At 71.3% G+C, this 11,300-nt stretch carries 9 protein-coding genes; 6 read left to right on the top strand and 3 right to left on the bottom strand.

Annotation, left to right across the window (positions count from 1 at the left end; translation table 11 throughout):
• Positions 1 to 14 precede the first annotated feature (14 nt).
• Positions 15 to 917 carry a shikimate dehydrogenase gene (locus AB0I69_RS13510; protein WP_363095771.1) on the bottom strand — a complete coding sequence of 301 codons (903 nt, stop codon included), beginning with the start codon at positions 915 to 917 and terminating at the stop codon, positions 15 to 17.
• 168 nt (positions 918 to 1,085) lie between these two features.
• On the opposite strand from AB0I69_RS13510, the gene AB0I69_RS13505 reads away from it, so the two are divergent.
• From AB0I69_RS13505 to AB0I69_RS13495, 3 genes are all read left to right on the top strand, one after another.
• Positions 1,086 to 1,751, top strand: a complete 666-nt coding sequence (locus AB0I69_RS13505; protein WP_363095770.1) for a TetR/AcrR family transcriptional regulator — start codon at positions 1,086 to 1,088, stop codon at positions 1,749 to 1,751.
• A gap of 197 nt (positions 1,752 to 1,948) precedes the next feature.
• Entirely contained in the window at positions 1,949 to 3,289 is a 1,341-nt protein-coding gene (locus tag AB0I69_RS13500; RefSeq protein ID WP_363095769.1) for an MFS transporter, read from the top strand.
• A gap of 714 nt (positions 3,290 to 4,003) precedes the next feature.
• Entirely contained in the window at positions 4,004 to 5,290 is a 1,287-nt protein-coding gene (locus tag AB0I69_RS13495; protein WP_363095768.1) for a hypothetical protein, read from the top strand.
• Here the strand turns inward: AB0I69_RS13495 and AB0I69_RS13490 are convergent.
• Both AB0I69_RS13490 and AB0I69_RS13485 read right to left on the bottom strand, forming a co-directional pair.
• Entirely contained in the window at positions 5,287 to 7,353 is a 2,067-nt protein-coding gene (locus AB0I69_RS13490) for a tetratricopeptide repeat protein (RefSeq protein WP_363095767.1), read from the bottom strand. The two genes, AB0I69_RS13495 and AB0I69_RS13490, sit on opposite strands and share 4 nt — an antisense overlap.
• A 122-nt stretch (positions 7,354 to 7,475) precedes the next feature.
• The gene (locus AB0I69_RS13485; RefSeq protein ID WP_363095766.1) at positions 7,476 to 7,925 is read right to left on the bottom strand and encodes a PPOX class F420-dependent oxidoreductase; all 450 of its coding nucleotides are present in this window, start codon (positions 7,923 to 7,925) and stop codon (positions 7,476 to 7,478) included.
• 92 nt (positions 7,926 to 8,017) lie between these two features.
• Here AB0I69_RS13485 and AB0I69_RS13480 point away from each other — a divergent pair, with 92 nt between their 5' ends.
• The 3 genes from AB0I69_RS13480 (at position 8,018) to AB0I69_RS13470 (ending at position 11,276) form a co-directional block, all read left to right on the top strand.
• Positions 8,018 to 8,605 carry a TetR/AcrR family transcriptional regulator gene (locus tag AB0I69_RS13480; RefSeq protein ID WP_363095765.1) on the top strand — a complete coding sequence of 196 codons (588 nt, stop codon included), beginning with the start codon at positions 8,018 to 8,020 and terminating at the stop codon, positions 8,603 to 8,605.
• Positions 8,606 to 8,628: 23 nt separating this feature from the next.
• A complete protein-coding gene (locus AB0I69_RS13475; RefSeq protein WP_363096135.1) occupies positions 8,629 to 9,981 on the top strand; it encodes an MFS transporter in 1,353 nt (450 codons plus the stop codon).
• Between the two features lie 65 nt (positions 9,982 to 10,046).
• Positions 10,047 to 11,276, top strand: coding sequence for a serine hydrolase domain-containing protein (locus tag AB0I69_RS13470; RefSeq protein ID WP_363095764.1), 1,230 nt, complete (start codon positions 10,047 to 10,049; stop codon positions 11,274 to 11,276).
• Positions 11,277 to 11,300 lie beyond the last annotated feature (24 nt).

The raw sequence follows: 11,300 nt of genomic DNA, 5'->3' as shown, positions 1-11,300 counted from the left end.
CGCTGCGGGCACGGCTACTTCGGTGCGGGCACGGCACCGGCCAACTCGGCGATGTCCGCGAGCATGCGGGCATTGTCGGGTTCCCGGCCGGTGAACAGGCGGAACGCGTCCGCCGCCTGGAAGACGGCCATGCCGCCGCCGTCGAGGGTGGCGCAGCCCAACGCGCGGGCGGTGTTCAGCAGTTGGGTCTCCAGCGGGCGGTAGACCACTTCGGCGACCCAGAGTCCGGAGTGCAACAGCCGTGCGGGGAAGGGCAGTCCGGGGTGGGCGGCCATCCCGGTGGGTGTGGCGTGCACGATGCCGTCGGCGGCGGCGAGCAGTTCGGGCAGCCGGTCGGGAGTGGCACCGGCGGCGCGGTCCGGGCCGAAGTGGCGGTTCAGGGAGTCGGCGAGGGCGTTGGACCGTTCCGGCAACGCGTCGACGACGGTGACGCGCTCGGCGCCGAGGGTGAGCGTGGCATGGGCGACGGCCGCGCCCGCGCCGCCCGCGCCGAGCTGGACGACGCGTTCCATGGGCGCGTCGGGCAGTCCCCGTGCGAAGGAGGCGGCGAAGCCGGTGACGTCCGTGTTGTGGCCGATCGCGCGGCCGTCCGCCTCGAACACGACGGTGTTGACCGCCCCAAGTGCCTCAGCCTGCGGCGAGAGCCCGTCGAGGTGCTCGATGACGAGCTGCTTGCACGGGTGGGTGATGTTGAGCCCGTCGAAGCCCAGGTCACGGGCGGCCCGCACCAGGTCGCCCACCGCTTCCGGGCCGACGCCGAGCACGTCGATGTCGATGAGCCGGTACAGATAGCGCAGCCCCTGCCGGTCGGCCTCGCGTTCGTGCAGGGCCGGGCTGAGGGAGGGCCCGATGCCGGAACCGATCAGCCCGACGAGATACGAGTCGACGAGAGACGAGTCCTTGAAGACGTCGGCCACGATGGCCCTCCTGAGCGGCTCACTAATGTACGAACTAGTACGTTAGCTATATCAGGATCGCGGACCTGCGGGAAGGCCCCGGCCGAGAACTCGACCACGTACCGCCAGTCCCTCCTTCTACAATCGGCCGCACACCGCGCGCACGCCCGAAGGAAGCCAAGGAACCCGATGACCAGCGTCGAAGAACCGGCACGACCGAACGGGCGCATCCGTGACGCGGCCCGCACCAAGGCCGAGATCCTCGACGTCGCGACCCACGAGTTCGCCCGAGCCGGCTACGACGGCGCCCGCGTCGACGAGATCGCCGCCCGCACCCGCACCACCAAGCGGATGATCTACTACTACTTCGGCGGCAAGGAACAGCTCTTCACGGCCGTCCTGGAACGGTCCTACGGCGTGATCCGCGAGGCCGAACGCGGCCTGGACGTCGAGCACCTGGACCCGGTCGCGGCCATCCGCCGACTCGCGGAGCTGACCTTCGACCACCATGAGCAGCACCCGGACTTCATCCGCCTGGTGTCCATCGAGAACATCCACGGCGCCGAGCACATCGCCGCCTCCGAGAAGCTCGGGAAGATCGGCTCGCCCGCCCTCGACGTGATCCGCCGCATCCTGGAGTCGGGCCAGAAGTCCGGTCTGTTCACGGCCGACGTGGACGCCGTCGACCTGCACGCGATGATCAGTTCCTTCTGCTTCTTCCGGGTCGCCAACCGGCACACCTTCGGCGCCCTGTTCGGCCGCGACCTGGTCGCACCGGACCGGCGCGAGTACTACCGGACCATGCTGGGCGACATGGTGATCGCCTATCTGACGGCGGAGCGGGCGACGGACTGAGCCGCGAGATCCTTCGGTACGACCTCTTGACACCCGGGAAACGTGAGCGCAACATCCGTAGCCAACCGCTACTAACTACCCAGTGGGTTAATTAGCCGGGCAGCACCCGGCACGGCCGTCCCGTCACCCCAGGGATCCGGCACCTCTCCCCCGCCGCTCACTCCGCCTACGGTGGAGTCCCCCCGAAGGAGCAAGCCGTGTCCGTCCCCGCCAAAGCCGTCGGGCAACCGAAAAAGGCCGCCACCGCCGCCTGGATCGGCAGCGCCCTGGAGTACTACGACTTCTTCATCTACGGCAGCGCCGCAGCCCTGATCTTCCCGAAGGTCTTCTTCGACGACTCGGACCCGGCGACGGCGACCCTGCTCTCCCTCGCGACCTTCGGTGTCGCCTACGCGGCCCGGCCGGTCGGCGCGCTGTTCCTCGGGCACTTCGGCGACCGGGTCGGCCGCAAGAAGATCATGATCTTCACGCTGCTGCTGATGGGCCTGTCGACGTTCCTCATCGGCTGTCTGCCCACGCGGGGCCAAGTCGGCACGCTCGCACCGGTGTTGCTCGTGCTGTGCCGGGTCCTCCAGGGCATCTCGGCGGCGGGCGAGCAGGCGAGTGCCAGTTCCATGACGCTGGAGCACGCGCCGGCGAACCGGCGCGGCTTCTTCACCAGTTTCACGCTGAGCGGCACCCAGGGCGGCCAGCTGATCGCCACTCTCGTGTTCCTCACCGTCGCCCAACTCCCGGACAAGCAACTGCTGTCGTGGGGTTGGCGCGTTCCATTCTGGGCGAGCGTGCTGGTCGCGGTCGCGGGGTACTTCATCCGCCGCAACCTCCAGGAGACCCCGGCCTTCGCCGAGCAGGCGGCAACCGAGGGAGTCGTGAAACTGCCGCTGGTGGTACTGCTGCGCGAGCACTGGGCGGACGTCCTGCGGGTGATCGCGGGCGCGCTCATCGCCTCCGTCTCCACGATCTTCACGGTGTGGGCGCTGGCCTACGCGACCAGCGACTCCGTCGGTATGTCCCGCTCGTCGATGTTGTGGGTGGGCGCGCTCGCCAACCTCGTCGCCCTCGCCGCGATCCCCCTGTGGGCCACGCTCTCCGACCGCGTCGGCCGTCGCCCGGTGTATCTGATCGGCGCGGTCGGCAGCGCGATCACGATGTTCCTCTACCTCTGGGCGATCTCGACGGGCTCCTACGCGCTCATCCTGATCCTCGGCATCGTCGCCTTCGGCGTGGTCTACAGCGCCGCGAACGGCGTATGGCCCTCCTTCTACGGCGAGATGTTCTCGACCCGCGTCCGGCTGTCCGGCATGGCCATCGGCACCCAGATCGGCTTCGCCGTGGCCGGGTTCGCGGTCACGTTCGCCGCGCAGATCGCGGGTCCGGACGGCACGGACTGGTCGTCGGTGGCCCTCTTCACGGCGGCGCTGTGCGTCCCGCCGGTGATCGCCGCGCTCACGGCCCGCGAGACCCACACGGTCCCGACGGAACTGCTCGGCACACGGTCACCGCGGGAGACGTCGCAGCCGGAGACGGTGACGGCCTGACCGTCGCTCCCCAAGTACCGCACCCCCGGGCTCCGTTGCCCGGGAGTTTCGGCTTCGGGGGCGTTTGGACCGGTCCGGGCTTTCACCGTACGCAGACACCCCGTTGACAGATGACGTTTCGCGCAAGAACATCGGCCGGAACGAGCAGAAAAGAACAGCGCCGCTACCGCCGAGGGAGGGGCCTCCGCGTGCCCCGGCCGATTTCAGGGGCGGCCGGTGCACGCGGGCCCGGGGCTGACTATCGTTGCCCGATCACACGTGCGAAAGGTGGTCGAGGGGCGTGGCGGGGGCCGAGGAGTGGATACGGGTGCCGGTTGGCGCCGACGCCGGGCGGTGGACTACGCGGGGGCGCAGCCGCAAGGTGCTGTTCGTCGTGCACAACGTGACGTCCGCGACTCGACTGCTCGACGTACTGCCGCTCTTCCACGACGACTTCCGGGTGCAGTTGCTCGTGACGTGCACGGGGTCGTCGGCATTTCGTGCGGGGGTCGCCGAGTTGCTGGCGGAAACCGGGGTACCGGTGGTGCCCTGGGACCAGGCCGTTCAGACACCGGTCGATTTGGCGGTGTCGGCGAGCTTCGGCGGTCAACTCCGGGCATTTTCCGGTGTATTGGCCGTGTTGTCACATGGTGTCGGATATACTAAGAGGCTGGGGACACCCAACACCCAACACCCGGCGGCGAGGCGGCGGAAGCGGCGGCTCCGGTTTTCGGGTTGTCTCCCGAGTGGTTGCTCGACGAAAGCGGACGGCCCGTCGCGGACGCGCTGGTGCTGTCGCATCCCGAGCAGGCGGAGCGGCTGCGTGCCGTCTGCCCCGAGGCCGCGCCCACGGCCGTACTGGCCGGTGATCCCTGCTGGGACCGCATGCTCGCGGCCCGCCCGTACCGGGAGCGCTACCGGCGGGCGCTCGGCGTCGGGCGTGCGCAGCGGCTGGTGGTGCTCAACTCCACCTGGAACCCGGAATCCCTGTTCGGCGACGACGTCCTGCCCTCCCTCCTGCCCCGGCTGACCTCCGAACTCCCCGTCGACGAGTACCGTCTCGCGGCCGTCCTGCACCCCAACATCTGGTACGGCCACGGCCCCGGCCAGATCCGCGCATGGCTCGACCGCGCGCGCCGCGCCGGCCTCACCCTCGTCGACCCCCTGCACAACTGGCGCCAAGCGCTGCTCGCCGCCGACGTCGTCATCGGCGACCACGGCTCGGTGACCTACTACGCCGCCGCACTCGGCACCCCCGTCCTCCTCGGCGCCGCACCCCTCGCAGGCCTCGCCCCCGACGCCCCCGTACACGCCTTCGTCCGTACGGCCCCCCGCCTGGACCCCACGCTCCCGCTGCGCCCCCAACTGGTCCGGCTGATCGACACACACAGCCCCTCACCCGAGCCCGCCGCCTTCACCAGCTCCGTACCGGGCGAGTCGGCGACCCGCCTCCGGCACCTCTTCTACGACCTCATCGGCATCCCCGAACCGGACGCGCCCGCGCTGCTCGAACCGCTCCCGCTCCCGCCGTTCGAGCCCGCGGCACACATGGTCCCGCTCCAGGTGCTGACCGGGTTGTTGGGCTCGGGCGAGGTCTCGGTCGTCCGGTACGCGGGTCCGCACCCGGCGCCCGACAGCACGGGCGAGACCCACATGGCGGTGCCCGAGGACACCCGTGAGCAGTCCCAACTCGCCCTCGCCGACGTGGTGTTCCGCCACGGCACGGCCGACGACCCGCGCTTCGGGTCCCCCGCGCTCTGGACGACGGAGACGCTCGCCCGGTACCCACAGTGTGCCCTCGCCGCGTACGTCACCGGCCCCGGCACCTGCACGGTCCGCACCTCGGACGGCACCCTGCTGCACCTGCGCGCCGAGCCCGGGGCTGACGCCGACCCCGCCGCCCATGTCTCGGCCCTGCATGCCTGGCTCGCGTCCGGCAAGTCGCTGCAGGAGGTTTTCGAGCAGGGGCTGACCGTGCACACGGGAGGGGCCGTGCACCGGGTGCGGGTCACCCGTGGTTAGCCGTCGCAGCGTTCGCGCAGGCTGCGCAGATAGGCCAGGTGCTGTTCGGCCTTCTCGTCGCGCAGGGTGGCTGTCGCCTCGTCGATCAAGGCGCGGGCGGCCGTGAACTCGCCGCCGGTCAGGCGGGTTTCGGCGAGGTCGGTGAGGGTGCGGGCCGTGTTGTAGGCCTCGCCGGCGGCGCGGAAGAAGGCCAGCGCGCGTTCCAGGCGTTCGACGGCCTCGGCACGGCGGCCGAGTCCGCGCAGGGCCCGGCCGCGGTGGCGTTCCAACAGGGCGCGGGCGCGCGGCAGATCGGCGGCGCCCTCGTCGGCGGGACCGATGCCGTCCAGGATGCGGTACGCCTCGTCGAAGGCCGCGTACGCCTCGTCGAACCGCCACTGGCGCAGCCGCAGCAGTCCGAGGAACTCGACGGCGGAGGCCTGGCCGCGCACATGCCCTCCCGCCCGTTCGTCCCGTGCCGCCGCGAGGGCCTCGGGTTCCGCCTCGTCCCAGCGCCGCAACTCCATGAGGCTGTGGGCGAGTTGGGCGTGGAGGGCGCCGGCGATGCGGGTGCCGGGGAAGTGGGCGTCGGCCGTACGGACTCCGGCCTGCAGGGCGGGCAGCAGTATGTCGTGGTGGCCGGCCTTGAGTTGGAGCGGCCACAGGGCCTGGCCCAACAGGACGACGGTGCTCCAGTCGCCGAACTCCTCGGCGGCGTGCACCGCTTGGACCAGGTTGGGGGCCTCGGCGGCCAGTGCGGCGACGCCCGCGCCCCGGTTCTCGTACGACAGCGGTGTGGCCTCGGACGGGACACGCCAGCTCTCGGGCAGTGCCGCTCGGGCGGCGGCGAGCGCGAGGTGCAGATAGCCCTCGACGGTGCGGGACACGGCGGCGGAGCACGCGGCGATCCCGTCCGTGGCGGCGGCCGTCCGTTCGGCGTGCGCGCGGACGGCGGGCCGGTAGCGGTAACGGCCGTGGTCCGCACGGTCGATGAGCAGGGCGTCGGCCAACTCGTCGAGGAGCCGGGCGGCCTCGGCCTCATCGATATTGGCGGCGCGGGCAGCCGAGGGGGCGTCGAGGGCTGGCCAGTCGTACAGGCCGGTCAGGCGGTAGAGGCGGGCGGCGTCCGGGTTCAGCAGGCGGTACGAGTCCTCGACTGCGGAGATCAGCGGGTCGCTCTCGGGCCCGACCGGCGTCTCCGGCGGTGCGGTCAGCCGGGGTGCGGCGGCGCGCAGCGCGTAGGGCGAGCCGGCGCAGCGGTCCAGTACGGCGGGCAGCGTGGCGCGGGCTGCACTGACCGCGGGTTTGCCGACCAGTTCGGTGAGCAGCCGTTTCGCGTCCCGGCGGCCCAGCGGGCCGACCGGGATCCGCAGGGCGTCGAGGCCGATGAGGGGATTCCGCGCGACGACGAGGGTGACCACGTCCGGAGCCGGTGCCAGCAACGGCTGCACCTGGGCGGCGGACCGGGCGTGGTCGAGCACGACGAGAGCGCGGCGGTCGGTCAGGGCGCGCCGGAACAGGGCGGCCCGGTCGGCGGCCGAGGGCGGTATGTCCTCGTCGGGCAGGCCGAGTTGGCGCAGCAGGGTGGCCAGGACCGGTTCGGGGCCGAGCGCGCGCAGGTCGGCGTAGAGCTGGCCGTCGGGGAAGTGGTTCGCCTGTCGTGCGCCCCAGTGGAAGGCGAGGGTGCTGGTGCCGATGCCCTCGGGTCCGTGGAGGAGCGCGAGCCGTGGGCGTCCGCCGTAGGCGCGGGTCGCCTCCTTGTCCAGGAGTTTCAGGGCGTCCTGACGGTCCGTGAAGGAGCGGGGTGCCGGTGGGAGGCAGTGGCGTCCCGGCCCGGCGGCGGGGTCCGGGATGCGCACGCCTCGCGCGAACCGGGTCCAGACGAGGGCGAGTTCGGGGTCACCGTGGACGCGGTCGTGGACCATGCGGGCGACCGCGTCCAGTTCGTCCGGGGTGGCCGGTGCGGTCACCTCGCGTCCGGCGAAGCGGCGGACCATTCCGCCGACCGACTCCCAGGCCAACTTTCCGGCCTCGCTCGCCATCCCGGAGCCGACGGCTCCGAACACCGCACCGATGGCGCTCATGGACACCGGATCCATCACTTCGTGCACTCCCCCGTCGTCCGCCCGCCACGCAGCGGATCAACCTTAGCGCCGGTGAGGGATGGTGACGATGGGTCACCCCTGGTCGGCCTGCGGGCAAGGGGTCATCCCCGGTTGGCCCCTGCCGGAATCCCGTACGCCCGCTCCACCCGCAACCGCAGCACCAGCCGCCGGTCCCGCACCATCGCCGCCCGGTAGTCGTCCCAGTCCGGATGCTCGCCGAGAACGTCCCGGTACAGCTGGATGAGTTCCTCGACCGTGTCGTCGTGCGGGTCCTTCGCGACGGGTGTGAGGTCGGCCGCGCCCTCGGCGACCGTGTACGCCCACCGGTCGGGGCTGGTCACGTGGTAGGAGGCGCGGGGGTCCCGGCGCAGGTTGCGGGTCTTGGCGCGGTCGTCGGTGATCGACACCCGGATGACGCGCTCGTCGGGGTAGTAGACATGGCTGACGTTCGACAGCTGGGGTCGACCGTCGCTCTTCAGGGTGACGAGCACTCCACCGTGGCCCTCCGCGAGCAACCGGAGCAGTGCGTCCTGCGTGGCGTCGTGAGTCATACATCCGTCAACCGTGTGAACCACGTCACGCATTCCCCGAGCGGGCGGCCAAAGAGTAGACACTGTCTACTAAGTCTTGGTAGACAGTGTCTATGAGCATGAGTGAACCGGACGTGGGACTACGCGACCGCCTGGTCGACGTCGGCGTGGCACTGGTGGCCCGCGAGGGGGCGCAGGCCCTCACCCTGCGCGAGATCGCCCGGCGGGCCGGTGTCTCGCACGGGGCGCCGCGCCGTTACTTCCCCACCCACCTGGAGCTGCTGTCCGCCATCGCGCGGCGCGGCTTCGCCGCCTTGGGCGAGCGGGCGACAGGGGTGATCGGTGACGGTACGGCGAGTCCGCGGGCGCAGCTGACGGCGTTGGGGCGCGTCTATCTGGAGTTCGCGCTCGACAACTCCGGCATGTACGAGTTGATGTTCCGTCACGATCTGCTGGAGAGTGGCCACTTGGGGCTGCGGGGCACCAGCCTGCCGTTGTTCGGCGTCCTGGTGGACCTTGTCGGCCGGGCCCGTCCCGACCTGGACGCCCGCCTGGTCGCGGGCACGCTGTGGGCGAACCTGCACGGCGTCGCCCAGCTGTGGCGCTGGGGCAGCCTCCAACTCGCCACCGGCGCCGACGACTTCGCACCCCTGCTGCGGTCCGTCCTCGACGCGCACCTCGGTCCGGAGGCCGCCGTATGACAGCACATCCGACAGGGCATCGCATGCATCGGCGGCTCGTGCTGGCGAGCAGTGTGGCGGGCGCGGCGATCGTCGCGCTGGACGGGACCGTGCTGACCGTCGTGCAGCCCACGCTGCAGCGGGAGTTGGGGGCGTCGTTGGCGCAGGTCCAGTGGACGAGCACCGCCTATCTGGTCGCCGTGGCGAGCCTGTTGGTGTCGGCCGGGCGGATCGGTGACCGGTACGGGCATCAGCGGGTGTTCGGGCTCGGCATGCTCGGCTTCGGTGTCGCCTCGGCCGGGATCGGTCTGGCGCCCGGGGTCGGCTGGGTGATCGGACTGCGGGTCGTCCAGGGCGTGTTCGGCGCGCTGCTCCAGCCGGCGACGCTCGGCATGCTGCGGGCCGCGTTCCCGCCCGACCGGCTCGGCATGCCCATCGCCGTACGGACGAGCGTGATCGGTCTCGCGGCAGCCGTCGGACCGCTGGTGGGCGGGGCGTTGGTGACCGCGGTGGGCTGGCGGGCCGTGTTCTTCCTCAACGTCGTGCCCTCGCTCGTGTTCGGCGTGCTCGCGCTCACCGTGCGAGAGCCTCACCGAAAAAGAGCATCAGCGGTCCAATTCGACCTGCCGGGCGCCCTGCTCCTCGCGCTCTCCCTCGCCTCTCTCATCCAGGCGCTGGTGGACCTCCCCGGTTCGGCCGCCGGGCTGGCCGTGTCTGCGCTGGCAGGCCTCGCCTTCGTACGCCATGAACGTCGTACCGCACATCCGCTCCTGCCACCGGACGTCATCGGCTCGGCGGCGATCCGCGGGGCGCTCGGGATGCTGCTCGCGGCGTCGGCCGCCTTCTCCGGGACGCTGTTCGTCGTCACCTATTTCCTGCAGGACACGATGGGACTTGGCCCGTTCCAAAGCGCCCTCCGAGGCCTGCCATTGGCCGCCGCGATGGTCCTCGCGGCACCCGCGACCGCCGTGGTGCTGCGCCGCGTCGGGGCGCGTCGTACGGCCGGCGTGGCGATGACGGTCGTAGCCCTGGCTGTTCTCGTGTTGTCCCGGGCCTCCGGCGCAGTCGCGGTATGCGGGGGTTTCGCCCTGCTCGGGGCCGGGTTTGGAACGGTCCTGGTGGCGGCGACCCAAGTGGTCGTGCGGGAGGCGGCCGTGGAGTCGGCCGGGGTGGCCGGCGGGCTCAAGCAGACCGCGGTGCACGTGGGTCCGACGCTGGGCGTCGCCGCGGGCAGCGCGCTGATGGCCGCGAGCGGCCGGGAGTGGGCGCTCGGTGTCCTCGCAGCGGTGGCCCTGACCGGTGCTCTCACGTGTCTCGTACTGCCCGGTCGGACAGTCGCGTCGCTCACACATCCCCCCGTTACAGGAGACCGCGCAGGTGTTCCTGCGCGACGATGAGTTCCGAGGTGTCCGGGGCCGGGTATGCGGGACCCCACCTCGTGAACGCAATTCGGAGGAGAGCCATGGCACAGCTGCGACAAGAGGTCGACCCGGACGAGGTCGGACTGGATCACAAGGCGTTGGACCGCCTGGACCAGCACTTCGCCCACTACGTCGACGTGGAGCGCCTGCCGGGCTTCCTGGTGTCCGTGGCCCGCCGCGGCCGTGTCGCCCACCTCACCACCCACGGGTACCGCGATGTCGCGGCCCGACTCCCCGTCGCACCGGACACGCTGTACCGGATCTACTCCATGACGAAGCCGGTCACCGCGGTCGCCGCGCTGATCCTGATGGAGGAGGGCAAGCTCTCCCTGGACGACCCGGTCGGCCGTCACCTGCCGGCCTTCGCCGACATGCGGGTCTACGACAGCGGTTCCGGCGCCGACGTCAGGACGCGGCCGGTGGAACAGCCGATGCTGATCCGGCACCTGATGACCCACACCTCGGGCCTGACCTTCGCCTTCTACCACTCCCACCCGGTCGACGCCCTCTACCGGGACGCGCACCTGGAGTCGTCCGTGCCGCCCGGCGCGAACCTCGCCGAGACGATCGACATCTACGCGAGTCTGCCGCTGCAGTTCGAGCCGGGCACGCAGTGGAACTACTCCGTCGCCTCGAACGTGCTGGGCCGGGTCGTCGAGGTGGTGTCCGGGCAGCGGCTCGACGAGTTCTTCGCCGAGCGGATCTTCCGGCCGCTCGGGATGCCGGACGCCGGCTTCCAGGTCCCCGACGAAAAGGCCGACCGGCTATCCGAGTTGTACGGCGACTCCGACGGCGGCGGTATCGAGCCGATCGCCGGGCTGCCGCTGCGGGGCGGCCGGCCGCGGTTCCTGTCGGGGAGCGGGGGGATGGCGGCGAGCGCGTACGACGTGCACCGGTTCGCGGAGTTCCTGCGGCGCCGGGGCGAACTCGACGGCACCCGGCTGCTGTCCCCCGAGACGGTCGACCTCATGACCAGCAACCACCTCCCCGGCGGCGCCGACATGCGCGCCTTCGGCAGCCCCGCGCACCAGGAACCGGGCAACGACGGCATCGGCTTCGGCCTCAGCGTCTCCGTCGTCGTCGACCCCGAGCGCACCCAGTCCCCCACGGGACTGGGCACGTTCGGGTGGAGCGGCGCGGCGACGACGACGTTCTGGGTTGACCCGAGCCGGGACCTGACCGTGCAGTTCATGACACAGCTGCGGCCGAAGTCCTCCCTGAAGATCATCCCCGAGCTGAAGCAGCTGGTGCACGAGGCGGTCACGGACTGAGGCTCGGCCTCTCCCCCTGCTACT

Source organism: Streptomyces sp. NPDC050508 (assembly GCF_040655155.1).
Lineage (GTDB): Bacteria > Actinomycetota > Actinomycetes > Streptomycetales > Streptomycetaceae > Streptomyces.
The sequence above is the reverse complement of the archived record's forward strand: the minus strand, read 5'-3'. Positions and strand labels throughout refer to the sequence as shown.

Excerpts from the sequence above, each read along its gene's own strand:
- AB0I69_RS13470 (WP_363095764.1), top strand. The coding sequence starts at position 10,047 with ATGGCACAGCTGCGACAAGAGGTCGACCCGGACGAGGTCGGACTGGAT.
- AB0I69_RS13505 (WP_363095770.1), top strand. The coding sequence starts at position 1,086 with ATGACCAGCGTCGAAGAACCGGCACGACCGAACGGGCGCATCCGTGAC.
- AB0I69_RS13490 (WP_363095767.1), bottom strand. The coding sequence starts at position 7,353 with ATGAGCGCCATCGGTGCGGTGTTCGGAGCCGTCGGCTCCGGGATGGCG.
- AB0I69_RS13485 (WP_363095766.1), bottom strand. The coding sequence starts at position 7,925 with ATGACTCACGACGCCACGCAGGACGCACTGCTCCGGTTGCTCGCGGAG.
- AB0I69_RS13475 (WP_363096135.1), top strand. The coding sequence starts at position 8,629 with ATGCATCGGCGGCTCGTGCTGGCGAGCAGTGTGGCGGGCGCGGCGATC.
- AB0I69_RS13480 (WP_363095765.1), top strand. The coding sequence starts at position 8,018 with ATGAGCATGAGTGAACCGGACGTGGGACTACGCGACCGCCTGGTCGAC.